Here is a 26235-nt window from a genome sequence, read left to right on the forward strand (position 1 = left end):
TCACTGCCACCACCTCCAGGCGCTCACCGGGTATGTGCCCAGGCGCGTACGCACCAATCCTGCGGTGCGAAACACGTCCACGTCGCAGGACCTTCGTGCCGGCCGGCCCAACCGGAACGGCCCTTCCGAAGGGGCCTGTCCGGCCCGGCCCTCCCGGGGAGGACGCCCACTCATCCTGAAGGTGCGTCGACCGCTACCGCTCTCCGGGAGGCCCCCGATGCTCGCGCAGACGCTCGACGACACGACGTTGGCCGACCTCGTCGCCGATGCCGTCGCAGCACCGTCGATGCACAACGCCCAGCCTTGGCACTTCGACTACAAACGTTCCAGCCGTACTCTCGCTCTTCGGGCGGATTTCGACCGTGCCATGCCGGAGGCCGACCCCTCCACCCGCGCACTGCACGTGGGATGCGGCGCGGCCCTCCTGAATCTACGGGTCTCCGCAGCGCAGCACACCACGGCCTCTCCGTGGAGACCACATTGCTGCCCGTCCCTTCGGACCAGGCGCTCCTGGCGAGCAACCAGCTAAGCGACTCCCCCCCGAAAGCCCCGGCATGCCGCACTCGTCGGGCTCCACCCCGCGATCCGGGACCGGCACACCAGCCGGTACCCGTTCGACGCCCGGGCGGTACCCGAGGACGTCCGCCGGCTCCTCGTCGACCGACGCGGCCCGCGCCGAAGGAGCGGACTTCTCGTTCCTGACCCCGACACATCTGGAGACCGTGCTGGAATTGATCCGGGACGCGGAGGGATACAACCGGGGGGACCCGGCGCGGGAAGCGGAGCAGCACCACTGGACCCGGGACACGAAGGCGGAGGCTCCCGTCGACGGGGTGCCGGACTACGCCTTCGGACCCTGCGACGCATCCGGACGGGCGACGACCCGCGACTTCGCGGGCATCGCCGTCCTGGTGGGCCGTGCACGCGTCCCGTTCGAGAACCGGCCGCAGCTGGCCCTTCTGAGCACCGCCGGCGACCGCCCCGTGGACTGGCTCCGCGCCGGCCAGGCCCTGGAACGGGTCCTGCTCACCGCCACACTCCACGACGTATCCACCTCGTTCGCGACGCGGCCCCTCGAGTGGCCGGACCTGCGGTGGATCCTGCGTGACCCCGTCTTCGGCACGGGACACACACAGATGATCATTCGCATGGGATACGGCCCGGCAGGGCCCCGCACACCACGCCGCCCCTGGAAACAGGTGCTGACGATCGAACCGTAGGACCATCCCCGACCGAGCCTCACGAGGCGAGATGAGAACGACAAGGAGGGCGGTGCTCGCATCCGCGCCGCTCTCGCCGCCGACCGGCCCGGTGCCCGCAGGCCGCACTCGGATCCCTCCGCGCCGACGGCGCACGGGGCTGCGTCGCTCGAGCGGGACGACGGCCGGTTTGCCGGACCCGCCCGGCAGCCGCAGGCTGGGACCATGGGGCGATCCGACCATGCCACACAGATGCTCAGCGGCTGGGCCGTCGGGACACCGGGGCCCATGCGTACCGGCCCCCTCGTCCCGATACATCGCCCGGTGGCCGCGCCCGGCCCGGACGAACTTCTGCTGGAGGTGGAAGCGTGCGGTGTCTGCCGCACGGACCTTCACCTCGCCGAGGGTGATCTCACCCCTCACCGTCCGTCCACCATTCCCGGCCACGAGATCGTCGGCCGTGTGGCATCCGTAGGCGAAGCTGTCAGCACGTTTCGCGTGGGCGACCGCGCCGGCGGCGCCTGGTTGCGCGGTACGTGCGGGTCCTGCCGATACTGCAGAGCGGGACAGGAGAATCTCTGCCCCGGCTCCACGTACACGGGGTGGGACGCGGACGGCGGATTCGCCGACCTGGTACTCGTTCCCGAGGCCTTCGCCTATCGTCTCCCGGAAACGCAGGACGCGGCCTTGCTCGCTCCTCTCCTGTGCGCCGGAATCATCGGCTACCGGTCCTTGCGGCGGAGCGCGCTGCCGACGGGCGGCCGGCTCGGAATCTACGGCTTCGGCGCGTCGGCCCATCTGGCCGCCCAGGTAGCTCTGTCCGAAGGCGCAACCGTCCATGTGATGACGCGTTCCGCGCAGGCGCGTGAACTCGCCATGTCCCTGGGCGCCTCATCGGTCAGCGGTGCCTACGACACCCCACCCGAGCCGCTGGACTCGGCGATCCTGTTCGCTCCGGTGGGTGAGCTGGTCCCGGTGGCTCTGGAGGCGCTGGACCGGTCCGGCACCCTCGCGATCGCCGGAATCCATCTCTCGGACATTCCCGTGCTCAACTACCAGCGGCATCTCTTCCAGGAACGGAATCTGCGCAGCGTCACCTCCAACACCCGCCAGGACGGACGTGAGTTCCTCGAGCTCGCCGAGCGCATCGGCATCCAGGTCACCGTGAGCCGGTATCCCCTGGACCGGGCTGATCAAGCACTGACCGACCTGGCCGAGGACCGGGTGAACGGAGCCGCGGTGCTCACCTCCGACTGACCCGGATCGCGTTCACCAGTCCGGCAACGAGGTTCGCCCGCTCGGCCATGGCTTCGATCACCAGGTACTCGTGGTCGGCGTGGGCACCGCCCCCGACCGCTCCGAGGCCGTCGAGCGTCGGCACGCCCAGTGCGGCCGTGAAGTTGCCGTCGCTTCCGCCGCCGACTGCCTTGCCTTCGAGGTCGGGAAGCAGTTGCTTGGCCATCGTGAAGAGCTCGGCCGACGCCGACTCGGGCATCGGGGGTCGGCCGACAGCTCCCTGAACCGCGATCTCCGCGTCATCGAGATGCGGAGCCAGTGCCGCGAACGCAGATTCGATTCTGTCCTTCTCGCCGGCCGACTCGACCCGGACGTCGACGATGACGGTCGCCTCCGCCGGAACGACGTTGTCCAGGGTTCCTGCGGACGCGACGGTCGGGGTGACCGTCGTGCCGATATCGGGTCGACCGAGCGCCGCGATGTCCAGCACCTGGTGCGCCGCTTCGATCAGGGCGTTGACCCCGGCCGCGGGTTCAAGACCCGCGTGCGACGCCCGGCCCGCGATGGAGACCTGGAACGTGCCACAGCCTTTACGGGCGGTCTTCAGGGCTCCGCCGTCAGCGGCCCCCTCGAGCACGAGTACGGCGCCGCAGGCAAGGGCCCGCTCTTCGATGAGAGCTCGAGAGGAGCGGGAGCCGACCTCTTCGTCGGCCGTCACCAGGATCTCGACGCCCGACAGGTCATCGAGCGTCGCCAGGCCGTGAACGGCCTGGACCAAACCGCCGAGCATGTCGAAAACCCCGGGGCCGGTTGCCTGCCCGGCTTCGATCTTGAACGGGCGGCGTTCAAGGGTGCCGAGCGGAAACACGGTGTCATGGTGACCGAGGATCAGCACTTCGGGATCGTCACCGGCCGACCAGTGGACGTGCGGCCCGGCTTCGCTCTCGACGAGGACGGCCTGCCCACCGAGGCGGCTCTCGATGACGGCGGCGACGGCCTCGGCCGATGTCGCCAGGGCGTCGCGGTCACGCGAGGGGGACTCGGTTTCGACGAGTTTCCTTAGGTCGTCGATCATCGCGTCAACCGTCACATCGACGGTCCTGTGTATCGTCACGTCGCAAGGCTACGCGGTTCCCCGCGACCGCCTCAGGCGTCGCCCCTGAGGCGGTCGCGCTGGATCTGGTGAGCGAGGGCGCGACGGACAGAGGCCGAAGCGGTGGTAGTGGCCTTGGAGGGGATGTCGAGACCACGGCTGATCCGGTCGTAGGCGTCCCGGTAGCTGCCTGGCATCTCCGCCTGATGAAACATCAGGTCCGCTTCGACGAGGCGGCGCAACTCGTCGACGTTCTGGGGCGTGAAGCGCTTCTTCCCCCGGGCGATGGCGTTGACGTAGCGCGTACAGCGGGCGGTCTCGTACAAGGTCTCGGAGATTTCCTCGGCGAGGCCCCACAGGCGCCCTTCGAGCCAGGGCTCGTCGACCTGGTCGAGGGCAAGGCTCGTCGCGGGCAGCGGGTCGCCCGCCTTGCACTTCGCCACCTGCTTGGACACGGCGGGCTGACTCATGTCGGTGAGCTGGGCAATTCTGTCCTGAGTCCAGCCGAAGCCGGCGAACAGCTTGATCATTTCGGTACGCAGCTTCCGCATCTCCTCGCCCGCACGGATGACCTCGTTCATGCCGGCGAGCATCCGCTCGGCCTGCTCCTCGGTCAGCATCCCGGGGTTCTGATGCGCATCCTCTTCGCCTGCCATGGCTCGGTTATACACCCGAGCGTTTCAACGCCATAACCGGGTTGTATAACTTGGTTATGACTGACAGGGTTCCGTCATGCCTACCTTCTCCGCACCTGACGGAACCCGGCTCGCCTACCGCATGACCGGAGACGGCGACCCGGTCGTCTGCCTCCCGGGGGGTCCCACGGACTCCCGCTACCTCGGCGACCTCGGCGGCCTGTCCACACACCGTCGGCTGATCGTCCTGGACCTGCGCGGCACCGGCCGGTCCGCGCTTCCCGCGGACACCTCGTCCTACCGCTGCGATCGCCTGGTCGACGACGTCGAGGCGCTGCGCCAACACCTCGGGCTTCCCCGGATGGATCTGCTCGGCCACTCCGCCGGCACGAACATTGCGACGCAATACGCGGCTCGTTACCCGAAGAACGTCAGCAAGCTCGCCTTGATCGGTCCCAGCACGAGAGCTGTCGGCATAGCGATCACCGGGGAGACGCGACGCGAGCTCGCACAGCTTCGTAGGAACGAGCCGTGGTTCCCGGCGGCGTTCGCCGCCTTGGAGTCGATCACCACAGGCGCGGGCGGCGACTCGGAGGCTGTCACCCCCTTCTTCTACGGCCGTTGGGACGCCGTGGCGCAGAAGCACCATGCAGCCGGCCGGCCGACGAACGAGGAAGCTGTCGCTCTCTTCGCGGCCGAGGGTGCCTTCAGCCCGGAGCCCACTCGTTCGGCGCTCGCCGCCTTCGAGGCCCCCGTCCTGCTGCTCGCCGGAGAGTGCGACTTGAACAGCCCCCCTCAGTCGGCGGCCGAGTTCGCGGGACTGTTCCCCGTCGCCACACTCGTGGTGCAGCCGGGGGCGGGTCACTACCCCTGGCTCGACGACGCCGACAGGTTCGTGACGACCACTGCGGCATTCCTGGGGCGAGGACCTGCTCACTCACCTGGAGTCTGAGACGCCCCAGGCCGAGGCCATCCCCTTCGTCAACCACGTCTCCGGCGGCGCCCGGGTCCCGCAGTGGGCGCAGGATCTGGCCTGCGCCCACTGGAACGGAACTCGAAGCCGTAGCCCCGGAAGTCGACGACGGCCGGTGCGAGGCCGACACCGGCTCGGCCGGCGGTGGGAGAGCACCGAATACCCATCGGGACCGGTTGCCGCCCCACCTGCCGGGATCAGACCGCCGGAACCGGGTAGGTCGGGTACTCCACCCCGGAGACGTGCTGGACGACGCGGATGACCTGGCAGGAGTAGCCGAACTCGTTGTCGTACCAGAGGTAGAGGATCGCGTTGTCGCCGTCGACCTTGGTGGCGCCGGCGTCGACGATCGAGGCGTGGCGCGAGCCGATGAAGTCGCTCGAGACCGCGTCGGGGGCGGTGGTGAAGTCGATCTGGCGCTTGAGCGGCGAGGTCAGCGAGACGTTACGGAGGTAGTCGAGAACCTCCTCGCGGGTGGTCTCACGCCCGAGCCGCAGGCTGAGGATCGCGATCGAGACGTCCGGCACCGGGACTCGGATCGAGCTGCCGGTGATCGGCGCCTTGAGGTCGGGCAGAGCCTTGGCGACGGCGGAGGCGGCACCGGTCTCGGTGATGACCATGTTGAGGGGCGCCGAGCGCCCGCGGCGGTCGGCGCTGTGGTAGTTGTCCAGCAGGTTCTGGTCGTTGGTGAACGAGTGGACGGTCTCCACGTGGCCGCGCAGGACGCCGTACTCGTCCGCCATCGCCTTCAGAGGCGGCACGATCGCGTTGGTGGTGCAGGACGCGCAGGACAGGATCTGCTCGTCCGGCTTGATCATGTCGTGGTTGACGCCGTGCACGATGTTGGGGACGTCACCCTTGCCGGGCGCGGTCAGGACGACCTTGTCGATACCGGGGCGCAGGTGCTTCGACAGACCCTCGCGGTCGCGCCACTTGCCGGTGTTGTCGATGAGGATGGCGTCCTTGATGCCGTACGCCGTGTAGTCGACCTCCGACGGGTCGTTGGCGTAGATCACCTTGATCTCGTTGCCGTTGGCGACGATCGTGCTGTTCGCCTCGTCGACGGTGATCGTGCCCTGGAACTGGCCGTGGATGGAGTCGCGGCGCAGCAGGGAGGCCCGCTTGACGATGTCCTGGTCGCCACCCTGACGGACGACGATGGCGCGCAGCCGCAGGCCGTTGCCGGAGCCGGCCTTCTCGATGAGCAGGCGGGCGACGAGGCGACCGATGCGGCCGAAGCCGTAGAGGACGACGTCGCGCGGCTCGCTGCGCTCCATCTTGTTGACACCCGTGGCGCCGACGACGGCTCCGGCGGTGAACTCCTCCACCGAGAGACCGCGGTCGTCGGTCTTGTACGTTGCGGCGAGCATGCCGATGTCGATCTGGGAGGGGCCGAGATCGAGCGTGGCGAGAGCCTGCAGGAACGGCATCGTCTCGGTGACCGAGAGTTCCTCACCGGCGATCTGCCGGGCGAATCGGTGGGTCTTGAGGATGCTGACCACTGACTTGTTCACCAAGGAGCGGCTGTGAAGCAGGATCGTGACGTCCCGCTCCCGGTGCAGCTTCCCGATGATCGGGATCATCGACTCCGCGATCCTCTCGCGGTTCTTCCAGCTGGTGAACGAGTCCTCATTGACAGTCACAGGTTTATCTTTCGAGCTAGGCGGTGCTCATATGCTAACCCCCCGCACTTTTGATCATTCAAACGGTGTCACTTGAGCGCATCCCGCGATCGGACACCATGGCCGCTCCGCGACAGGGAATGGGTCGCCGCACGGGGCAGGACGTTGTTTTGTGCAGGGATCCGGACCAGTTCGCCCGCCCCTGTGCGATCGTCGTCGGCCTCGGTGCCGACGTGGTCCGCATCGACCGGCTCGGCGGACCTCGCCTTGGACGCCGTCCGAGCGGCACGACGAGCAGCGCCCCGGATCTGTCATCCGCCCGCGAGCACGACAACGAGCAGCGTCACCGAGAGCAGCACGACGAGGGCACCCCCGGCGATGAACACGCGTTCGGGGCCCAGGCGCTCCCGCCCGTGGACCACGACGTTCCGCGGGTCGGCCGGATCGTAGGAGACCTGTACGCCGTCACCGTCCCAGAACGGCTGTCGCCGGGTGGAGGGAACGGGACAGACGACTTCCATCACCCTGTCGTCCTCCGTCACGAACTGGAGCAGCGGGCGCAGCAGGGCGGACTCCTCCCGGACCTCCCCCCGGCGCCGCTTGACGAGTGCCTGGACACGCACGCCCGTCTCGCTCACTCGGCGTGACTTGCGCAGGCCATAAGCCCCCACCAGGACCGCGAACAAGCCGCCGAACACAGCGATCCCTGCCGGCACGGCCACGGCACCCACGTCCATGTCACGCCCACCCCGATGTCTGTCCTCACCTTGGCGCCATCGCACAGGCACCCCCACATTTTGGTCACATCAGGTCGGCCAGAGCGTGGTTGAGTTCGACGACGTTGACGCTTCTCTGACCCAGAAACCCGAGAACACGTCCCTGGACGTGGTGCGCGACCAGCGTCCTGAGCTTCGCCGGGGCGAGGTGGCGGGCCTTCGCGACGCGGTCGACCTGTTCGTAGGCGTAGGCCGGGGAGATCGCCGGGTCGAGCCCGGAACCGCTGGCGGTGACGGCGTCTGCGGGAACGGATGCGGGCGGGACCCCGTCGAAGGCCGCCACGGCGGCGCGGCGGATCCTGACGGCCCTGACCAGCCTCCGCCCTCCTACGCTCTGCGCACCACCGCGGTGTTCCGCCCGCTCGGCGAAGGGCAGGGACAGCACCATGGTCAGGCCCCCGCCGGGAGTGTCCTCCGGGGTGAGGGTGCCGCCGTCCATCGCCTCGGTCAGGCCCCGGGAGAGGGCCAGGCCCAGGCCGAGTCCGGTGGTGTTGTCGGTGTCGCCGAGGCGCTGGAAGGGTTCGAAGAGCCGGTCGCGGTCGGTGGGCGGAAGGCCGGGTCCACGGTCGACGACGCGCAGTTCCACGCGGCCTGCGTGAGTGCTGGCGGTCAGCAGCACCTTGTGCCCGGCCGGACTGTGACGGGCGGCGTTGCTCACGAGGTTGGCGACCACCCGCTCGAGCAGGGGCGGGTCGGCCAGCACGGCCGGAACCTCCTCCAGGTCCCCCACCTCGACCTCAGGGGTGTCCGCCAGCGCCACCGGCAGGATCTCCTCGAACGTGGTGGCGCGCCGGTTCAGTGCGAGCGCCCCTGCCTGCAGTCGGCTGAGGTCGAGCAGGTTCTCCACCAGCCGGTTCAGCTTGGCCATCGACTCGTCGGCAGTGGCGAGGAGTTCGCCCCGGTCCTCGTCGGAGAACTCCACGTCACGGCTGCGCAGCGAGGAGACGGCTGCCCAGCCGGCGGCGAGCGGGGTGCGCAGGTCGTGGCCGACCGCCCGCAGCAACGCCGTACGCATCCGGTCGGCGGCCTTGACCGGTTCGACCTCGGCAGCGGCCTCGGCGAGCCGGGCACGTTCGACGGCGGCGCCCACGTGCGCCGCGAAGGCGGCCAGGACGCGCCGTTCGGAGGACGGGAGGGGGCGGCCGCGCAAAACCAGGAAGGCGCCGGGTCCCGCGGGTACAGCCGTCACGTCGTCCCCACCGGGCGGCTCGTCCACCAGCTCGGCCGAGTCCATGCCGAAGGTCTCGCGGGTGCGTTCCACCAACGCCGGGATCGTCGCGCCGCCGCGCACGATGGTGCCCGCGAGGGACGACATGGTCTCCGCCTCGGCGGTGGCCCGCGCCGAGCGCCGCGACAGACGCAGGGAACGGTCGACGACAGCAGCCACTATGGCGGCCACCACCGCGAAGACCGCCAGCGCCAGCAAAGCATTCGGATCGTTCAGCGTGAATCGCCCGACGGGCGGGATGAACCAGTAGTTGAGCAGCAGGGACGCCGTCACCGACGCGATCACCGCCGACGCGACCCCACCTATGCAGGCCACCCCCACCACGGCGAGCAGGAAGAGCAGGGCCTCGCTGGTGAGGTTGAGTCTGTCCCGGGCTGCGCCGAGATCCAGCAGGAGGGTGAGCGCCACCGGCAGCAGCAGGCCGGCGACCGGACCCGCGATCCGGCGTGCGTTCGACAGAGTGCGTCTGCGCGAGGGCAGCAGCGTGCCGCGCCCGGCGCGTTCGTGCCTGACCGTGTGGACGTCTATGTCGCCGGAGAGCGCGACAACCGTCTCACCTGTACCGCGTCCGGTGACGAAGCGTTCGAGGCGGCCCCGGCGGCTGGTGCCGAGCACGAGCTGGGTGGCGTTCTCGGCGCGGGCGAACTCCACCAGGGCGGTGGCGACGTCATCGCCGACCACGGAGTGGTAGCTGCCGCCGAGGTCCTCGATCAGCCGCCGCTGCCGGACCAGGGAAGCGTGCGAGGAACCCGCGGCGAGCCCGTCGCTGCGCGTGACGTGCACGGCGAGCAGGTCACCGCCGGCCGACCGGTCGGCGATACGGGCAGCCCGCCGTATGAGGGTGTCGCCCTCGGGGCCGCCGGTCAGCGCGACCACGACCCGCTCGCGAGTCTCCCAAACCCCACCGATGCCGTGCTCGATGCGGTACGACTGAAGCGCCTCGTCGACGCGGTCGGCCACCCACAGCAGAGCAAGCTGACGCAGCGCCGTCAGATTGCCGGGCCGGAAGTAATTGGCGAGAGCCGCGTCGACCTTCGCGGGGGCATAGATGTTGCCGTGCGCCATCCGGCGGCGCAGTCCTTCGGGCGGCATGTCCACCAGCTCGATCTGATGGGCTTTGCGGACGACCTCATCGGGCACCGTCTCGTGCTGCGGCACCCTGGTGATCTTCTCAACGACGTCGTTGAGGGATTCGAGATGCTGGATGTTGAGCGCGCTGATGACATCGATCCCTGCCGCGAGCAGCTCCTCGACGTCCTGCCGGCGCTTGGGGTTGCGGCCGCCACCAGGGACGTTGCTGTGGGCGAACTCGTCGACGATGGCGACCTGCGGGCGGCGTGCGAGGACCGCGACGAGATCCATCTCCGTGAACTCGGCGCCGCGGTAGGAGCACGGGGCTCGCTCGACGACCTCCAGGCCGTCGAGCATCGCTTCCGTGCCGGGACGCCCGTGGCACTCGACGAACCCCACGACCACATCGGCGCCGCGTGCCGCCCTGCGTCGCGCCTCATCGAGCATGCGGTAGGTCTTGCCCACCCCTGGGGCGGCCCCGAGGTAGACCTTCAGACGTCCGGGACGTACATCATCGCCACCGGTCCGTACCTCAGCCCCGCCGGTCCATGCGCCACTCATGTTGGCCCGTACGTCACTCATCGCAGCCGACGCGCTCCGCTCACTGGCGTTCGCCTCCCCCGGGGGGAAGGGTTCCTTCCTCCTACCGAAGCGCTTCTGCGAGGCGCCCGGCGGGCCCCTTGATGCAACCTTGGCGCCGCTCACGTGGACGTTGACACCCCTTTGACAAGCCCGAACCCAGCCGGCCTCGGCGGCGGCGGCCGGCGCGGTGGCTTCCCCCGATGTCGCCCTCCCCCACCGGCGACCGTGAGCAGCCGGGACGAAAACGGATGTTCCTGGCAGCGTGCGCGCCCCCCTGAGACTGTCGATCACTGTTTGCATACGCTGGCCCAGCCGTCCGCGTGATGGCCGGATCCGCCCGCCGCGCAGCACGTCAGGAGAGCACGCAGATGGCCACCACCGAACACGCTCGAACGAGTCGATTGCGGGCGTGGATGCTGGAGGGTCTGTCCGACATGGCCAGGCACCAGCAGGGACCGCATGCCGAGCCTGAGCCCGCACACAAGGGGCAGCGGTGGTGGCGGGTGATGTGCCTGACCGGCGTCGACTACTTCTCCACTCTGGGCTATCAGCCGGGCATCGCCGCCCTTGCGGCCGGGCTCCTGTCCCCGGTGGCCACCATCGTGCTCGTGATCGTCACTCTGGCAGGCGCGCTGCCGGTCTACCGGCGGGTGGCCGAGGAGAGCCCGCGGGGCGAGGGATCGATCGCGATGCTGGAACGGCTGCTGTCGTTCTGGAAGGGCAAGCTGTTCGTCCTGACTCTGCTCGGTTTCGCCGCCACCGACTTCCTGATCACCATCACGCTGTCGGCGGCGGACGCCTCCACCCACCTGGTGGAGAACCCGCACCTGAACGACGCACTGCACGACAAGCAGATGCTGATCACACTGCTGCTGGTCGCGCTGCTCGGGGCGGTGTTCCTCAAGGGCTTCCTGGAGGCCATCGGCGTCGCCGTCGTCCTGGTCGGGATCTACCTGACCCTGAACGTCGTCGTCGTGGTGGTGGGCCTGTGGCACGTCGCCACCGCCGCGCACGTGGTCACCGACTGGACCGGCGCCCTGACCACCCAGCACGGCAGCGTCATCGCCATGGTGGGCGTCGCGCTGCTGGTCTTCCCGAAGTTGGCCCTTGGCCTCTCCGGCTTCGAGACCGGCGTCGCGGTCATGCCTCATGTCGAGGGTGACCCCGACGACACCGAGGAGAAGCCCACCGGCCGTATCCGGGACACGAAGAAGCTACTGACCACCGCCGCAGTGATCATGAGCGTGTTCCTGATCGCCACCAGCTTCATCACCACGGTGCTGATCCCGGAGAAGGAGTTCGAGTCGGGCGGCCAGGCCAACGGACGTGCGCTTGCGTACCTGGCGCACGAGTACATCGGGAACTTCTTCGGCACTGTCTACGACGTCTCCACCATCGCCATCCTGTGGTTCGCCGGCGCCTCCGCCATGGCCGGCCTGCTCAACCTCATGCCCCGCTATCTGCCCCGGTACGGCATGGCTCCGCACTGGGCGCGCGCCGTACGCCCGATGGTGATCGTCTTCACCCTGGTGGCTTTTCTGGTCACATGGATCTTCGACGCCGACGTCGACGCCCAGGGTGGTGCCTACGCCACCGGCGTCCTCGTGCTGATCAGCTCCGCCGCCATCGCCGTCACCATCGCCGCGCGCAAGGCCGGCCAGCGCAACTGGACCATCGCCTTCGCCGTCATCTCGGCGATCTTCCTCTACACCACCGTGGTCAACGTCATCGAACGCCCCGACGGCGTGAAGATCGGTGCCTGCTTCATCGCCGGAATCATCCTCATCTCACTGCTCTCACGACTCGCCCGCGCTTTCGAACTGCGGGTCACCAGCGTGACCATGGACAACGTGGCGGAACGTTTCGTGCGGGACGTCGCCAGCCGCAGAATCCGGTTCATCGCCAATGAACCCGACAACCGCGACAGAGCCGAGTACCGCAACAAGATCGAGCAGATCCGTCACGACAACGACGTCCCGGCCTCGGAGGACTTCGTCTTCGTCGAGGTCACCGTCCTCGACCCCTCGGAGTTCGAGGCGCGCCTGAACGTACGTGGCGAAGTTCTGCACGGCCGCTACCGCGTCCTGACCCTGGAGAGCTCCTCCATCCCCAACGCCCTCGCCGCCCTGCTCCTGCACGTCCGCGACACCACGGGCTGCACCCCGCACATCTACTTCGAGTGGACAGAGGGCAACCCCTTCACCAACTTCCTCCGCTTCTTCCTCTTCGGCCAGGGTGAGGTCGCCCCCGTCACCCGCGAGGTCCTCCGCGAGGCCGAACCCGACCGGGCCCGGCGCCCCCGTGTCCACGTCGGCTGAACCGGACGAGCAGGAACGGCGCAGTCGACCGCGCCTTCGGCCGACGTCAGCGGACAGGAGCGCGGCGGCGAGGACACCCCTCGCGCTGACGGTGCGGTGGCGTTGACCGATCGCACAGGCAGTGCTCCGCTCGAAGACATGGTCGCGCCGGCCGAGGTTCTCGGCGAGCCACTGCGCACGTCGCCAGGGGCGCGGTGAGCACCATGAACGGCGTCCCGCAGCGCCCCCTTCAGGATGTGGCCGCAGCCGGGAGGTCCGGTCGGGCCGAGGGATGACCGACCGCGGCAGGCAGCGTGAGGACCATGGTCATGCCGCCGCCGGGGGTGTCCTCGGCGGTCAGCGTGCCGCCGATCGCCTCTGCGAACCCGCGGGCGACCGCGAGACCGAGACCGACGCCCGCCCCGCGCGGGGCGTCTCCGTAGCGCTGGAACGGTGCGAAGATCCGGCCCTTCGCCTCGTCCGGGACACCTGGACCGCGGTCCGTCACCCGGACTTCCACACGATCGGCGATCGCGCTGGCCGATACCACCACGGGCTCATCTCCGGGGCGTACTTGACCGCGTTCTCGACGATGTTGGCGACGGTGCGCTCCAGCAGGCCCGGGTCGACCGCGACCATCGGAAGGTTTTCAGGGATGTCGAGAACGACGCTGTCCTCCGGCACGCCGCCGAGCGCCATCGGGACGACCTCGTCGACATAGATCTCCCGGATGAGCGGGGTGACGGTTCCGGTCTGGAGCCGGGACATGTCGAGGAGGTTGCCGACAAGGTGGTCGAGCCGGTCCGCGCCCGCCTCGATGCCTTCGAGGAGCTCGGCCTGGTCCGCCTCGGACCACTCCACGTCGTCGGACCTGAGGGAGGTGACGGCGGCCTTGATGGCGGCCAGTGGCGTACGCAGGTCATGACTGACGGCGGCGAGCAGGGCGGTGCGGATGCGGTTGCCCTCGGCCAGCTCACGTGCGTGCTCCGCCTCCCCGACCAGGCGCTGCCGGTCGAGTACCACGGCGGCCTGGGCGGCGAAGGCGGCCAGCACCCGGCGATCCTCTGCGGGCAGGACACGGCCGGAGAGCGCGAGCGCCATGTGATCGCCGACCGGCATGTCCACATCCGCGTCCTCGGGGCGTTCGAGCGGACGGGCCGCCCCTGCGCTGCCGGTGCAGGTCCAGGGGTCGACGTCGCTTTCGCGTTCCAGCAGCGCCACGGACTCCATATTGAAGATCTTGCGCACCTGTTCCAGGAGAGATTCCAGGCTCGTCTCGCCACGCAGCACGTTGCCCGCGAGGAAGGAGAGGATCTCGGACTCGGCGCGCAGCCGGGCGGCCTGATGGGTACGGCGGGCGGCCAGGTCCACGACGGAGACGTCGATACCGTCCATGTCGGGCAGGCCGAGATCCAGCAGTACGACGTCCGGAGGGCACACGGCGGCCAGCCGGAGCGCCGTCTCTCCGTCGGAGGCTGCGTGCACCTCGTACTTGCGTGCCTTGAGATTGATCTCGAGAGCACGTACGAGCTGCAGTTCGTCCTCCACCACCAGCACCCGAGTCATAGCTGCGCCGCCTTTCTGTTGCGCACGAGGAGCGTCACAGCGCCACCACGAGCGCGAGCAGCTGGAGCACACCAGCGAGGACGGGGCTCATATCGGGCTCAGAACCTCTCCGGGTACAGAAGGGCGAGGACGAGATATCCCAGCAGGGCGACGGCCACGATCAGACCGACAACGTTCTCGGCAGTCACAGCTTCGCCACCCCCTTGGCGACGAGAGCCACCAGCGCGAAGACCGCGATCATGGTGACGACGAAGGCCAGGTCGGCCACCGTGTGCTCCTGGATGAGGTTCGGATCGAACGGACGGTTAGAGGTAACCCCCGCTCTGAGCAGCCACGCACTTCGTTGACGGGTCCCTTACGGCCGTGGGTGCTCTCTTGACGGGCCTCTTACGCAGTCGTCCCCGGACCCGGAACACGCAGGTCCTGAGTACTTCGGACGGCGATCTACGGGCCGCCGGCCCGTCGGTTTCCGGTCACCGGCTGGGCGGAACTGTCCGATGCCGCTGCGCCCGTCGTGAGGAGGTCCAGCCTCGGGCCCGTGGTCGCCAGGAACACCGGCACGTCGGCCGCCAAGGAGGCCGGCAACATGGTGGACCTGGACTCCAACCCGACCAAGCTCATCGAGATCGTCGAAATCGGCAAGCAACTCCTTATAACCCGGGGCGCGTTGACGACCTTTTCGATCACCGACGACGTCGCGAAGTACTTCGCGATCATCCCGGCCATGTTCACCGGCGCCTATCCCGGACCCGAAGCCCTCAACTTCATGTGCCTGCACAGCCCTACCTCCGCGATCACCTCGGCGATCATCTTCAACGCTCTGATCATCGTGGCGCTGATCCCGCTCGCCCTGCGCGGGGGGCGCTACACCCCCGCGTCGGCGCACGATCTCCTACGCCGCAACCTCGCGGAGTACGGCCTTGGCGGACTGGTGCTCCCGTTCAGCGGCAACAAGCTGATCGACCTGCTCATCTCCACGATCCCCGGGCTCGGCTGACCCGCATCAGAGGGGTGTCAGGAACAGCCGGGAGGTCTTGAGCCGTTGTCCGCGAGCCATTTGGATGAAGAGCGTGAACAGCGAGTGGCTCCTTCTCGACCGGCCGCCTCATCAGGCGTCGCCTCGTCGTGTGCCCCGCTGCCCGGACACGCCCGTTTCTCCCCCACGCCTTCGGGGCGCCGGGGAGACCCCTGACGCGTAGTCCGTAGCCCTCGGGGCGCCGTGACCTAATCCGGCGCCCCTTCTCCGTATCCGTGCACGCCCGACCCCTCCGCAAGCGCGGCGGGCGGCAAAGCGTGCCCAGAGCGATGGATGGACCATGTCCGACTCGAAACTTTCCTCCCGCACCGTCCTCGTCACCGGGGCCACCTCCGGCATCGGCTACGAGACGGCACGGCTGCTCGCCGAGCCGAGATGCCGGATGTCCGGCGAGGGCATACCGTCCATGTGGCTCGTAGTGCGCCATAGGAGGTGCTGATGTCCGCTCTCGTCGTGACCGGTTACGACGGCGCCGGAGGCGACGGCAGGCCTCACGCGCCCGTCAGCCGCGTGAGCCTCGTCCTGATCGCGCTCCGTCCCTACTGATGCCTGTGCCGTCCCACTGGCGGAAGCCGGGTCGCAGTCAGCACCGCGCGCCCACCGCGTCCGCCTCACGGGCCGGCCGGGCCGACAGGGTGTCCTCCCGAGTGGTGCGGGCATCCACTCGGACAGTGGGTCGCGCCGCCTTGGTCACCCTGCTCGGTACGGTACTGATGCTCACGGGCCTGCCGCCGGCCACGCACGCCGGAGCACACCCGGCCGCTCCCGCTGTTCAGCGGAGTGACGCGCGCGCGGGCGACCCCGGGCGTTCGTCCGAGGAGTGCAACGCGGATCCTGCCTCGTGCCACGACTCGAACTGGCTGTACCAGTACACGTACTCCCTCGGGATCCACCCCTTCACCAGCGCTCACGACGTGCGCAAGCAGCTCGCCGAAGACTTCTGGCTGTTCCCGGTGCGCGGCGCATGTCCCACCCGGATCCGCCCGAAGGACGAGTGCGAATTGCTGGGTGGAAACCCGGTCCGGGTGGAAGCCGTCGAGTACGACTACCTTCAGATCGCGACCCTGCCCGGCCACGTTCTGGGTGACGGCCTGCACATCCGCTTCGCCTTCACCCGTAGTCTCGGCTTCCACCACCTGATCGTGACTGCCTGGCAGAACAAACCGACCACCTGCACCCGGAAGACGCTGTGCAATGTGGCAAGTCGTGCGGGTGCCTGGGCACTGTGGCGAGTCCTCTCCGAGACGCTGGCGATCTCGGCCTACCTCGCCTGACGCAGCCGAACAGCCGGCCCAGGCTTCGTCCGGAGATCGCGGACAGGATGGGGCAACGCACTGCTCCCCGGTACATCGCTGTCCGGCTTCACCATGGCTTGCTTCATCGTGTCTCAACCGAGGTGCTGGGCGATCTCCCAGCTTGCCGCCAGTTCCACTTCGCCGTTGATCCGTACGTCGACCAGGACCGGGCCGTTCTCGACGGCCAGTGCCCTGTCGATCTCGCCGAGGTCGTCGGGCTTGCGTACGGTGAAGCCCTTGGCACCGAAGCCTGCCGCGAGTTTCGCGAAGTCGGGCTCCGGCATGTCGGCGTAGGACGCATCAAGATTCTTGTGGACCAGATCGTGTTTCTCCTGGCCCACCGCGTTGTCGTTGAAGATGATCACCGTGAGCGGCAGTTCGTGGCGGACGGCCGTATGGAAATCGGCGATGTTCATCATGAACGAGGCGTCCCCGGTCGTGTGCGTGACGCGCTGTCCGGGGCGTGCGAAGCAGGCACCGATGGCGAGGGACAGGCCCTGGCCGATGGCACCGAAGTCCCAGCCGACCGCCCAGTTCTCCGCGCGCGGCACGGTGAGGGTCTTCACACAGACCATGGCCGCGTGACCGCCGTCGAGCACCAGGATGCGGTCGTCCTTCGGCAGTGCGTCCTCGAGGTGCCGTACCGCCCTGCGTGGATCCGTCGCGTCTCCGTCTTCGTACTGAAGAGTCGTCGGCCTGCGGTCGTCCTGAACCTTCTGTACGAGCCCGGGGTCGGGCCGGCGTGCGTCCGCCGTCTCGGCGAGCCGGTCCGCGAGAGCCGCCACGGCCGTTCCGGCGTCGGCCGTCATACCGACGGTCACAGGGGCGAACCAGCCGAATGCGTCCGGCCGGTCGTCGATCTGGATGATCTTCTTCCCATTCGTCAGGATCTTTCCGAAGTCGGTCGTCCACTCGTTCAGGCTGGCGCCGACAACCACCATCACATCACTCTCGGCGAGTGTCTCCACCGTCAGATGGGAACCCAGTCCGCCGCTGACCCCCAGATACAGCGGATAATCCGCGCAGAATCCGGCGGCGAGAATCGATACTCCGACCGGTGCGCCAAGACGCTCGGCCAGTCTGCGCACCTCGGACTCCGCTCCGGAGTTTCGCGCCCCGAGTCCGCAGAGGATCGTCGGCCGTCGGGCTGACGCGAGCAGTCTGACCGCTTCGTCGAGATCCTGCGTACGCGGCGGCTGAAGGGTGTTGGGCGCGTACATGGGGCGGTACGTCCAGCCGGGATCCGGAATCTCCGTCTGCTGGACGTCTTGGGGAAGGTTCAGAATGAAGGGCCCTTTCCGCACCTTGATCTGACGGAATGCCTCCCCTAGGCAGTAGTCCACGTTGTGCACCGATTCCAGTCGGACGGTGGCCTCGGTGGTGAGTCTGGCGAGTGCCTGTTGGTCCACCATTCCCTGCGGGTTGTACGGGTCACGGAGGGAGGCGTGTCCGGCGATCAGCATCAGGGGTGTGCGGTGGAGCCGTGCGGCCACCAGCGAGGTCGTGGCATTGGTGTAGCCCGGGCCTTGCGTGACCGAAGCGAGGCCGGGCTTGCCACTGAACCGGGCGTAGCCGTCGGCCATACCGACAGCGCTGGATTCATGGTGGGCGTGGACGAATGTCACTCCGTGCCGTTCGCCCAGGTCCACGATCAGGTCCTGGTTCGCATCCCCCATCACGGCGAACAAGTGGTCGAGCCCTTCGGCGGCGATCGCGTCGGTGACGGCTTGGAATGCCTTCATCGGAGTATTCCTTCGGGTTCGCTGGTCTTGAACCAACAGGCGCCGATGCTTTCGGCGGGATGCGGCGTCGCCGTTCTCCGCAGGCGCTTCATGGTGCGGCCGAATGGGTTCCCTGGCCATCGCAGGAGACCCAGAGCGTAATGCCCGCCACGCCGTGGATCTCGTCGACAGGGCGGGGTGAGCCCCGCGATTGCGACGCCGGTACCGATTCGGCGTAACTCAGGTGACGACCTCTTACGGCACACGAATGCCGGCGACCGACCACGGACCCGGTTCGTGGTGATTGACGGTCAGTGCCGGTGGTCGTGGTCGTAGCCGGTGGGGCGCTGGGCCAGTGTCCGGGCGCGGATCGTGACCTCGTCGGCCGACACGGCGCCGCCTCCGGCGAGCACGTCTTCCAGTGCGCCCAGCCAGTGGTGGTAGTAGTTCCAGTGCGCGTCCTCGGTGGGTGCCGCTTCCCAGCGCGCGATCCGGGCGATCAGGGCCGCCTGGAACTGCGACCAGGTGAACACGCCTGCGTCGTACAGGGTGACGGCCATGCCGAAGGCACGGCTCTCCCACGGCTCGGCGAACACGAGCTCGCCGTTGGAACGCGGCGGCGCGGCCGGTCCCTCGTCGTCCAGCGGCGCGGTCACGGCGCCTCGATCCTGGCGACGCCGACCATCGCGTCGCGGCTGATCAGCGGCACGAGTTGTTCCTCGGACAGGCCCTCGGTGCCGGCCGGGCGCTCGGGCAGTACCAGCCAGCGCACCTCGCTGCTGGAGTCGTGGACGGTGATCTGCACGTCGTCGGCGAGTTCGAGTCCCATCTCGGAAAGCACTTTGCGCGGCTCCTTGACCACCCGTGCCCGGTAGGCCGGGTCCTTGTACCAGCTCGGCGGCAGGCCGAGCAGCTGCCACGGGTAACACGAGCACAGCGTGCACACCACCACGTTGTGGCTGGTCGCGGTGTTCTCGACGACAACGACGTGCTCGGTCTGCACCCCGATGAAGCCCAACTCCCTTACCGCGGCGGTGCCGTCGTCGAGCAGCCGGCGCCGGTACTCGGGGTCGGTCCATGCCTTGGCGACCACCTTGGCTCCGTTGAGGGGGCCCACGTCGATCTCGTAATGGGTGATCACCGCGTCCAGCGTGTTCGGGTCGACCAGGCCCCGCTCGGTCAGCAGCTGCTCAAGTGCCTCGGCACGCAGTGGTGCGGGAATGCGTTCAGCGGATTCGCCGGCGGTCATGCGGTCCTCTCCAGATAGCTCTCGAACATCTCGATGGTGAGTGTGAACGGTTCGGAGTCGGCACCCCACAGCTCGTGCGAGTCGAATCGCACCGAGTACACGTACTGCGGGTTCTCGCCCCGGAAGTGCGCGTTCGTGTCGGGTAGGACAGAGGCCGGCTGGATGAGCGCGACGACTCCGGTGTGTCCGCGCACGTAGCCCGGCAGCCTGGTGTGTCCGGTCGGCGACATGTTCCTGGCACGCACCCGCTCGCCCTCCGCGAACGCCGGCTCCGCGTCCACGGTGCGCAGCGAGCCCTTGGCGCTCGGGGTGTGACGGGGCTTGATGGGTTCGGGGATCGGCGGTTCCTCGACCTGCTCGCCGCGCAGGTTGCGGGCGCGGGCCTGGATCGCCGCCGGCGTCAGGATGGCGCTCTCGGTGAGTATCAGCTCGGCGGAGTTGAGCCAGCGTCCGAAGTAGCCGTCGGCCAGATAGGCAGTTCGGTCCAAGCGCTCGATCGCATGCCGGAACGCGTCCACGTTCACTCCGGCCAGCTGGACGGAGAGCAGCGTCAGCGCGAACGCCCGGCCCTGCCAAGGTTCCGGGAAGACCGGCTCGTCGGCGCGCGGCGGATGAGTGGGACCCCATCCCTCGGTTCCCCCCATATCGGCGATCCCTTCCATGGCACCACCTCTCGTGGATCTGCAGCGACAGGGACACACTCGGCACGATCAGTACGCGTCCGGCTCAGAAGAGCTCGCGGTCACCGCGCTGCGCCGTCGTGCAGCGGTGGGGCGCCGACTGCGGCGGACCACCGGGGCCAGCCGTCCGGGCCGGAACGGGGCTCCGCGGTTCGCCGTGCAGCCGTTGGAGCGCGTCCGCCGGCCGGCGTTCATGGTGCGGAGCCGCTGCCGACCCTAATCGGTCGGGCGATGCAACTGCATATCATCCGATATGCCACCACTCTAAGGCATTTGCTGATCCTCGGCCTGTATCCCGGACCGGAGCTGTGGACACGATCCGTGTCGCACCGCAGCACTCCTGCACCCTTGCTCCACAGGCCACCGAATGGACCTCCGAGGCGACAACTTCCGCGCCGGCAAGCTCACTGCCAGCGGCGTCATTCCGGTCGATCGGCGTGCGGAGAAGGGCCGGCGACGCGAGTGCGGGCGACCAGTAGCGCGATGTCGTCCTCCGGCTTCGATGTCGTCGCCATCTCCCTGATCACCTGGGAGCAGAGGTCGTCCAGCTCCGACGGTGCCCGGCGCAACGCGGTGACAAGCCGGTCGAGTCCGGCGTCGATGTCGGTGTTCCGCGTCTCGATGAGCCCGTCCGTGAACAGGACGATCAGGCTGCCCTCCGGCAGCTCCACGTCCATCGACTCGAACGAGCCGAGGCCGACGCCGATCAGCGTGCCTGCCGGGGTGTCAGGCGTGGTGACCTGGCCGTCCGGGGAGACCAGCAGCGGTGGCGGGTGTCCGGCACGCGCGAAGGTGCACACCCGGGTGGCCGGGTCGTACACGGCGTAGATGCAGGTGGCCCCAACGATCGGCAGGGCGGGGTCGCCGGATCGTGAGGCCTCCCCCGTCAGCTGGGTGGCCACCTCGTCGAGGTGGACGAGCAGCTCGGCCGGCGGCAGGCCCAAGGCGGCCAGCGTAAGCACCGCCGTACGCAGACGGCCCATGGTGGCGGCCGCATTGATGCCGTGCCCGATGACGTCTCCGACGACCAGGGCGATCCGCCCGCCCGGCAGGTGGATGGCGTCGAGCCAGTCCCCTCCGACGCCCTCGTGGCGGTCCGACGGCAGGTACCGCCAACCCAGTTCCACGGTGTTGCCGCCGGACAGCGCGCCGGGCAACAGGGTCCGCTGGAGCGCGAGAGCGGCGGCCCGCTCGCGGGTGTACCGGCGTGCGTTGTCCAGACTCAGTGCCGCGTGGACGGCGAGTTCCTCGGCCAGGATCAGGTCGTCCCGCGAATACGGAGCGACGTTCTCGGTACGGACGAAGACTGCGATACCGAGGATGGTGCCACGCGCCATGAGGGGGACCATCATGACCGAGTGCATGCCGGTCTCGCGGATGATCCGGGCACGCCTGGGATCCCCGGCGAGCCAGCTGCCGCACCCGGTGTCCATCACGGGCTCCATGTGCGACTCGCGGTGGTGAAGCACGTGCAGGAAGGGGGATTCCGGAGGCACGAACACCGGCTCGCCCCGGGCGAAGGCGGATTCCGGCGCGCCTTTGTGGATGGAGGCGAGTCCCGCGCGGCGGAACACCGGGATGCCGGAGTCCCCGGGCTGCATCCGCTCCAGCGGCTCGCCGCCGAGGGGCACCGACTCGGCCAGGTCGACCGTGGCGTAGTCGGCGAGCGCCGGGACGGCCAGGTCCGTGAGTTCCTGGGCGGTCGTCATCACATCCAGTGTGGTACCGACGCGCCTGGCCGCCCTGCTCATCAGTGCCATGCGCTCGCGCGTCCACCTCTGGGTGATGTCCGTCGAGATCGTGCACAGTCCGAGGGGCGTACCGTCCGCGCGCGCGAGACGGATGAGGGTGGACGAGAAGACGACTTCCCGGCCGCTTCTCAGGCCGCCGCCCGGGGAGACCCAGCGCGCCTCGTGGCCGGTGACCGGCTCACCGGACGCCAGGACCCCCCGCATCACCGGCTCGACCGCTGCGAGGTCGAAACCCCGCAGCGCCTCCCGCATCAGGAGTCCCGGACGGCCGCCCGGGGGCAGGCCCACAGTCCGTTTGGACGCCTGGTTCAGCCAGACGCAACGCAGCCGGGTATCCCAGACGGCAACCGAGAACGGCGAGCGGTCGAGCAGCGCCCGTACGGCGGGCTCGCCCGCCGTCTGCCGCGCATCGCTGTCCGGCATGTCCGTCGCCGCCAGGAGCCGGTATCTCTCACCGTCGGCGCCGGTCAGTGCACTGACCTCCAGCTGCAGCCGCAGGATGCGGCCATCGCGGTGACGGACGTCCACCACAGCACGGGGCCGGGGCTCGTGTTCGCCCGTCTGCTCCGTCCACGTCAGGTCGTGCGCCGGAGGCAGCAGACAGGATCCGGCATCCGTGCCTTCCTGCCGGCTTGCCAGAAGGCGCGCCGCGGGCCGCCCGACGACGTCCTCGGCTCGGTGGCCCAGAAGCTGTCGCGCCCCGTCGGCCCACGCCAGGACCGTACCGTCGCCGTCGATCACCACTACCGCAGGAGCCGGCAGAGCGCGAGAACGTGGCGAGGGGGCATTCGGCCTCTGCTCGGCACCGGGTGCGACGTCGGCTGGGCGCGTCATGGCCCCTGACCTTCCATGGCCTCTTCACTGTCGGGGACGATGCGACCGCTCAGCGGGCTTTCCAGCCTCGGCCCATGGCCAGGACGGCACCGATGATGAAGGCGGCTTCGTCACCGGCCGGGTAGCACGAGCGACGCCGGTTCCTGGGGTACTGCGATCCCCGTCCGAGCAGGTGGGCTGTACATAACTCCGCCTGGAGCCCATCCTACGCGGCGGAGCTCACACGCGACATCGCGATGTCTTCCTGAGGGCTGTCCCGGAATTGAGGTGCCCCCCACTGAACAGGCGTAAGGACCGGGGACTCATTACGTTGAAAGGGGGCGGACGCATTCGCCGCCGACCCAGGCATGAACGGCGCCCGCACCTCCCGTACAGCGTCGAAGGAGAGCCATGTCCCGGGACGAAAACCTCGCTGCCCAGAACGCTATCGCCGAGGCCGTGAACAGCGGCAGTCTGGAGGCTTTGGTCAACTTCGTCGCAACCGACTCGGTCGACCACGATCCGGCTCCCGGCCAGGTTCCGGGCCCGGCCGGATATCAGGCCATGTTCGCCGAGATCAGGGCGGCCTTCCCCGACCTGCACGTCGATGTCGAGCATCTCGTGGCCACGGACGACGAGTTGGCATTCGCCTACACCATCAGCGGGACACACCTCGGTGAACTGATGGGACACAGCCCGACCGGGAAGAAGGTGTCCTACCGGGGCATGCAGATGAGCAGGTTCGCCGACGGAAAGCTCGTGGAGCGGTGGGGCAGCAGCGACGAACTCGGCATGCTGCGTCAGCTCGATCTCATCCCGTGAGTGGACGCTGCACCCTTGCGCCACAGTGATGCTGCACCGCCTCACCGTCCGACCTCTGGCGGGCCGGGTCGTACCGGCAGGTGCCGACGGTCTCCCCGACCGGTGACGCATCGGCCGGTCCGGGCCGTCCGCCGCCTACCGCGTGCCCCCCTTCCGCAGTCTGTGGGCCAGAGCCGCCGCAGGATGCAGCGAGCCGCCGTCGGTCGAACCCTCCTGCCTCGCTGGGACGCGCGTCGATGCCCTTCTTCGGGGGTCCTCCTTGATGACGGCCCACTCAGGAGCAATCTTCCTTCTCGGAGCTGCCCGCGAACCCTTGCATGTTCTATGTCATGCAACATAAGTTACCGACAGGTAGACCAGTTCGGGCCAGTACTCGTCGCTGACAGGAAGGCGCACGGCATGATCGATCGCTCATCCGCCGCAGACACGGCCGGCCGCCTCGCAGCCGCTGAGGTGGTGGGCGCGTGAGCCCGCGCACGAGTGACAGCCGTGATCGGATGGTCGTCAGTGCCGCCGCGCTGCTGCGTGAGTACGGCGCGAGCGCCACCAGCATCGATCGCGTGCTCGCTCACAGCGGCGCTCCACGCGGCTCCGTATACCACCACTTTCCCGGCGGGCGGGCGCAGTTGATCGACGAGGCGGTGGCACTCGCCGGCGACTTCGTCGCCGGACTGATCGAGACCGCGACGCGGGCCGATGACGCCGTGGAGGCGATCGACGCGTTCTTCGCACTGTGGCGCGACCGACTCGTCGACAGCGACTTCCGGGCCGGCTGCCCCGTCGTGGCGGTCGCGGTCGAGACCAACGACGACGCTCCCCGACTGGCCCGCTCCGCGGCCGCGGTCTTCGCCCGCTGGCAACAGGGGCTTGCCGCATTGTTTCTCCGGCACGGCCTGCCGGAGGAGCGGTGCAGGAGGCTGGCCGCCTTCATCATCGCGGCACTCGAAGGCGCGGTGATCATGTGCCGGGTCGAGCGGAGCACCGCCCCGTTGGAGGCGACCGCCCTCGAAATCCATGACTTGCTGGTTCACGCGTTGCGCGACCGCCCCGATCAAGGTCAGGCACCACGGCCATGACCTGCTTCCACCCCGACCCCATCCAGCTCGAAGGAGCGACCATGCCCACTCTCGACCGCCAGGACAACGTCTTCGTCCTCGACCTCGGGGACGGTGAGAACCGTTTCCACCCCGACTGGATCGCCTCCGCCGATGCCGCCCTGGACGAGGTGGAGAAGGCGCAGGGGCCGCACGCCTTGGTGACCGCCGCGACGGGCAAGTTCTACTCCAACGGCCTGGACCTGGACTGGTTGTCCGCCCACGCCGATCAGCACCAGGACTACGTCGCCTCGGTCCAAGGGCTCTTCGCGCGTGTGCTTTCCCTGCCGGCGATCAGCGTGGCCGCGCTCCAGGGGCACACCTTCGCGGCCGGTGCGATGTTCTCCCTGGCTCACGACTTCCGTGTGATGCGCGCCGATCGCGGCTTCTGGTGCCTGCCCGAGGCCGATATCAACATTCCCTTCACCCCGGGTATGTCCGCGCTGATCCAGGCCCGACTGGCCCCGCAGACCGCTCATGAGGCCATGGTGACCGCCCGTCGCTTCGGCGGGGCCGAGGCCGCCGCCGCAGGGATCGTCGACCGCGCGGTGGACGAGGATGCCGTCCGTTCCGCCGCCATCGAGATCGCCCAGGCGCAGGTGAGCAAGGCCGGCGACACCCTCGGCACCATCAAGTCCCGTATGTACGCCCCCGCCCTCGCCGCCCTGCGCGAGAAGGGCAACCCTCTCGACTGACTCCGCAACAGGCGGCCAGGAGTGCCGGACACTCGGGCAAGGGTGTCCGGCCCGAAGTACCGAACTGTCGAAGCCGGGCGCGCCGGATATCGCGCGCCTCGGCAGCCGCTGCCGCTCCCTCGCCCAGGAGAATCCGGTCAGAAGCCTCCTGGAAACGCCGGCCCAATGGCCCCGGAACGCCACCACGGTGTGGTGATTTGCCTGGTAGCGTAAAAATGTCGGAGTTGATTCTGCGACACTCGACGGTGCCGCCTGCGCGACGGGAACAGGAATGACCGGTGGACCCGAACCCATCAGCGATGTCGCCCGCGAGGCGCTGGAGCGAGAGCTCGCCGATCTACGTGCCGAACGCGAAAGTGTCGCCGCCACCTTGCGAGGCGGTGAGCGGGTGGGCGACAGGGCCGACGAGGCCGACGAGTTGCAACGCGGCACGGAACTCGACCGCCTGGACACCCGAATCGCCGAGGTCGACGGGCGGCTTCGCGAGGCGGCCGTTGCGGGGCCTCCCCGGACCGACAAGGTCGGCGTGGGCAGCACCGTGAAGGTACGGTTCGCGGACGCCACGGAGGCAACCGTCCAGATCGGCGAAGTCGCCGAGGTTCTGGACCGGACCTTGGTCACCGCCGACAGCCCGCTCGGCCGCGCGCTGCTCGGCTGTCGCGCCGGCGACACCATCGGCTACGAGACGCCCGAGGGGCGGTCGACCGCGGTCGTGTTGTCCTTGGGTGACGAGGACGACAGGCCGTAGGTGAAGCGCAGCGCCGACCGCGCCTCGGCACCGGGCACCCCGCCCTCATGGCG

At 68.8% G+C, this 26235-nt stretch carries 20 protein-coding genes and 4 pseudogenes; 11 read left to right on the forward strand and 13 right to left on the reverse strand.

Annotated elements, in window-relative coordinates:
• Positions 1-554 precede the first annotated feature (554 nt).
• Together ACFYP5_RS10955 and ACFYP5_RS10960 are read left to right on the forward strand one after the other, a co-directional pair.
• On the forward strand, positions 555-1220 hold the full coding sequence (locus ACFYP5_RS10955) for a nitroreductase (protein ID WP_389033450.1): 666 nt from the start codon (positions 555-557) through the stop codon (positions 1218-1220).
• A gap of 204 nt (positions 1221-1424) precedes the next feature.
• Positions 1425-2456 (forward strand): zinc-binding alcohol dehydrogenase family protein, encoded by a 1032-nt coding sequence (locus ACFYP5_RS10960; RefSeq protein ID WP_389033452.1) that lies wholly within the window; start codon positions 1425-1427, stop codon positions 2454-2456.
• Here ACFYP5_RS10960 and ACFYP5_RS10965 read toward each other — a convergent pair.
• Both ACFYP5_RS10965 and ACFYP5_RS10970 read right to left on the reverse strand, forming a co-directional pair.
• Positions 2443-3510 carry a M20 family metallopeptidase gene (locus tag ACFYP5_RS10965; protein ID WP_389034440.1) on the reverse strand — a complete coding sequence of 356 codons (1068 nt, stop codon included), beginning with the start codon at positions 3508-3510 and terminating at the stop codon, positions 2443-2445. The genes ACFYP5_RS10960 and ACFYP5_RS10965 overlap by 14 nt on opposite strands.
• Positions 3511-3581: 71 nt before the next feature.
• Complete coding sequence (locus ACFYP5_RS10970) at positions 3582-4184, reverse strand: sigma-70 family RNA polymerase sigma factor (RefSeq protein WP_389033454.1); 603 nt, start codon at positions 4182-4184, stop codon at positions 3582-3584.
• Between the two features lie 76 nt (positions 4185-4260).
• Between ACFYP5_RS10970 and ACFYP5_RS10975 the strand changes: the two genes are divergently transcribed.
• The gene (locus ACFYP5_RS10975; protein WP_389033456.1) at positions 4261-5115 is read left to right on the forward strand and encodes an alpha/beta fold hydrolase; all 855 of its coding nucleotides are present in this window, start codon (positions 4261-4263) and stop codon (positions 5113-5115) included.
• Positions 5116-5333: 218 nt separating this feature from the next.
• Here the strand turns inward: ACFYP5_RS10975 and ACFYP5_RS10980 are convergent, their stop codons facing one another.
• The 3 genes from ACFYP5_RS10980 to ACFYP5_RS10990 form a co-directional block, all read right to left on the reverse strand.
• The gene (locus ACFYP5_RS10980; RefSeq protein WP_389033459.1) at positions 5334-6779 is read right to left on the reverse strand and encodes a glyceraldehyde-3-phosphate dehydrogenase; all 1446 of its coding nucleotides are present in this window, start codon (positions 6777-6779) and stop codon (positions 5334-5336) included.
• A 290-nt stretch (positions 6780-7069) separates the two neighbouring features.
• Complete coding sequence (locus ACFYP5_RS10985) at positions 7070-7495, reverse strand: DUF3592 domain-containing protein (protein WP_389033462.1); 426 nt, start codon at positions 7493-7495, stop codon at positions 7070-7072.
• Positions 7496-7559: 64 nt separating this feature from the next.
• The gene (locus ACFYP5_RS10990) at positions 7560-10394 is read right to left on the reverse strand and encodes a potassium-transporting ATPase subunit C (protein WP_389034443.1); all 2835 of its coding nucleotides are present in this window, start codon (positions 10392-10394) and stop codon (positions 7560-7562) included.
• Positions 10395-10783: 389 nt separating this feature from the next.
• Here ACFYP5_RS10990 and ACFYP5_RS10995 point away from each other — a divergent pair, with 389 nt between their 5' ends.
• Complete coding sequence (locus ACFYP5_RS10995) at positions 10784-12733, forward strand: amino acid transporter (RefSeq protein ID WP_389033465.1); 1950 nt, start codon at positions 10784-10786, stop codon at positions 12731-12733.
• A gap of 229 nt (positions 12734-12962) precedes the next feature.
• Here ACFYP5_RS10995 and ACFYP5_RS11000 read toward each other — a convergent pair.
• The 3 genes and pseudogenes from ACFYP5_RS11000 to kdpF all read right to left on the reverse strand — a co-directional run.
• Positions 12963-14089: pseudogene (locus tag ACFYP5_RS11000) on the reverse strand (sensor histidine kinase); the annotation flags it as partial.
• Positions 14090-14101: 12 nt separating this feature from the next.
• Positions 14102-14278: pseudogene (locus ACFYP5_RS11005) on the reverse strand (response regulator); the annotation flags it as partial.
• A 98-nt stretch (positions 14279-14376) separates the two neighbouring features.
• The gene (gene kdpF, locus ACFYP5_RS11010; protein WP_037823947.1) at positions 14377-14466 is read right to left on the reverse strand and encodes a K(+)-transporting ATPase subunit F; all 90 of its coding nucleotides are present in this window, start codon (positions 14464-14466) and stop codon (positions 14377-14379) included.
• Positions 14467-14819: 353 nt separating this feature from the next.
• Here kdpF and ACFYP5_RS11015 point away from each other — a divergent pair.
• The 3 genes and pseudogenes from ACFYP5_RS11015 to ACFYP5_RS11025 form a co-directional block, all read left to right on the forward strand.
• Positions 14820-15275: pseudogene (locus ACFYP5_RS11015) on the forward strand (potassium-transporting ATPase subunit B); the annotation flags it as partial.
• A gap of 319 nt (positions 15276-15594) precedes the next feature.
• A pseudogene (locus ACFYP5_RS11020) lies at positions 15595-15684 on the forward strand (short-chain dehydrogenase); the annotation flags it as partial.
• 301 nt (positions 15685-15985) lie between these two features.
• Positions 15986-16588 (forward strand): hypothetical protein, encoded by a 603-nt coding sequence (locus tag ACFYP5_RS11025; protein WP_389033468.1) that lies wholly within the window; start codon positions 15986-15988, stop codon positions 16586-16588.
• A gap of 113 nt (positions 16589-16701) precedes the next feature.
• On the opposite strand, the gene ACFYP5_RS11030 is transcribed toward ACFYP5_RS11025, so the two are convergent.
• The 5 genes from ACFYP5_RS11030 to ACFYP5_RS11050 form a co-directional block, all read right to left on the reverse strand.
• The gene (locus tag ACFYP5_RS11030) at positions 16702-18351 is read right to left on the reverse strand and encodes a thiamine pyrophosphate-binding protein (protein WP_389033471.1); all 1650 of its coding nucleotides are present in this window, start codon (positions 18349-18351) and stop codon (positions 16702-16704) included.
• Between the two features lie 290 nt (positions 18352-18641).
• Positions 18642-18986 (reverse strand): nitrile hydratase accessory protein, encoded by a 345-nt coding sequence (locus tag ACFYP5_RS11035; protein ID WP_389033473.1) that lies wholly within the window; start codon positions 18984-18986, stop codon positions 18642-18644.
• Entirely contained in the window at positions 18983-19579 is a 597-nt protein-coding gene (gene nthA / locus ACFYP5_RS11040) for a nitrile hydratase subunit alpha (RefSeq protein WP_389033475.1), read from the reverse strand. The genes ACFYP5_RS11035 and nthA overlap by 4 nt, the downstream gene beginning before the upstream one ends.
• Positions 19576-20241, reverse strand: coding sequence for a nitrile hydratase subunit beta (nthB, locus tag ACFYP5_RS11045; RefSeq protein WP_389033478.1), 666 nt, complete (start codon positions 20239-20241; stop codon positions 19576-19578). Before nthB ends, nthA begins: the two co-directional genes overlap by 4 nt.
• Positions 20242-20678: 437 nt before the next feature.
• Positions 20679-22754, reverse strand: coding sequence for a SpoIIE family protein phosphatase (locus tag ACFYP5_RS11050; RefSeq protein ID WP_389033480.1), 2076 nt, complete (start codon positions 22752-22754; stop codon positions 20679-20681).
• 480 nt (positions 22755-23234) lie between these two features.
• Between ACFYP5_RS11050 and ACFYP5_RS11055 the strand changes: the two genes are divergently transcribed.
• From ACFYP5_RS11055 to ACFYP5_RS11070, 4 genes are all read left to right on the forward strand, one after another.
• A complete protein-coding gene (locus ACFYP5_RS11055; RefSeq protein ID WP_389033483.1) occupies positions 23235-23645 on the forward strand; it encodes an ester cyclase in 411 nt (136 codons plus the stop codon).
• Positions 23646-24109: 464 nt separating this feature from the next.
• The gene (locus ACFYP5_RS11060; protein WP_389033486.1) at positions 24110-24721 is read left to right on the forward strand and encodes a TetR/AcrR family transcriptional regulator; all 612 of its coding nucleotides are present in this window, start codon (positions 24110-24112) and stop codon (positions 24719-24721) included.
• A gap of 41 nt (positions 24722-24762) precedes the next feature.
• A complete protein-coding gene (locus ACFYP5_RS11065; RefSeq protein ID WP_389033489.1) occupies positions 24763-25434 on the forward strand; it encodes an enoyl-CoA hydratase-related protein in 672 nt (223 codons plus the stop codon).
• A gap of 271 nt (positions 25435-25705) precedes the next feature.
• Positions 25706-26182, forward strand: a complete 477-nt coding sequence (locus tag ACFYP5_RS11070; RefSeq protein WP_389033491.1) for a GreA/GreB family elongation factor — start codon at positions 25706-25708, stop codon at positions 26180-26182.
• Positions 26183-26235 lie beyond the last annotated feature (53 nt).

Source organism: Streptomyces sp. NPDC005262, from assembly GCF_042872425.1.
GTDB lineage: Bacteria > Actinomycetota > Actinomycetes > Streptomycetales > Streptomycetaceae > Streptomyces.

What these genes read in the sequence shown, in the direction of transcription:
- ACFYP5_RS10995 (WP_389033465.1), top strand. Translation starts at nt 10,784, where the DNA reads ATGGCCACCACCGAACACGCTCGAACGAGTCGATTGCGGGCGTGGATG.
- nthA (WP_389033475.1), bottom strand. Translation starts at nt 19,579, where the DNA reads ATGACCGCCGGCGAATCCGCTGAACGCATTCCCGCACCACTGCGTGCC.
- nthB (WP_389033478.1), bottom strand. Translation starts at nt 20,241, where the DNA reads ATGGAAGGGATCGCCGATATGGGGGGAACCGAGGGATGGGGTCCCACT.
- ACFYP5_RS10990 (WP_389034443.1), bottom strand. Translation starts at nt 10,394, where the DNA reads ATGAGTGGCGCATGGACCGGCGGGGCTGAGGTACGGACCGGTGGCGAT.
- ACFYP5_RS10970 (WP_389033454.1), bottom strand. Translation starts at nt 4,184, where the DNA reads ATGGCAGGCGAAGAGGATGCGCATCAGAACCCCGGGATGCTGACCGAG.
- ACFYP5_RS10960 (WP_389033452.1), top strand. Translation starts at nt 1,425, where the DNA reads ATGGGGCGATCCGACCATGCCACACAGATGCTCAGCGGCTGGGCCGTC.
- ACFYP5_RS11030 (WP_389033471.1), bottom strand. Translation starts at nt 18,351, where the DNA reads ATGAAGGCATTCCAAGCCGTCACCGACGCGATCGCCGCCGAAGGGCTC.
- ACFYP5_RS11055 (WP_389033483.1), top strand. Translation starts at nt 23,235, where the DNA reads ATGTCCCGGGACGAAAACCTCGCTGCCCAGAACGCTATCGCCGAGGCC.
- ACFYP5_RS11065 (WP_389033489.1), top strand. Translation starts at nt 24,763, where the DNA reads ATGCCCACTCTCGACCGCCAGGACAACGTCTTCGTCCTCGACCTCGGG.
- ACFYP5_RS10955 (WP_389033450.1), top strand. Translation starts at nt 555, where the DNA reads ATGCCGCACTCGTCGGGCTCCACCCCGCGATCCGGGACCGGCACACCA.
- ACFYP5_RS10965 (WP_389034440.1), bottom strand. Translation starts at nt 3,510, where the DNA reads ATGATCGACGACCTAAGGAAACTCGTCGAAACCGAGTCCCCCTCGCGT.
- ACFYP5_RS10975 (WP_389033456.1), top strand. Translation starts at nt 4,261, where the DNA reads ATGCCTACCTTCTCCGCACCTGACGGAACCCGGCTCGCCTACCGCATG.
- ACFYP5_RS10985 (WP_389033462.1), bottom strand. Translation starts at nt 7,495, where the DNA reads ATGGACGTGGGTGCCGTGGCCGTGCCGGCAGGGATCGCTGTGTTCGGC.
- ACFYP5_RS11070 (WP_389033491.1), top strand. Translation starts at nt 25,706, where the DNA reads ATGACCGGTGGACCCGAACCCATCAGCGATGTCGCCCGCGAGGCGCTG.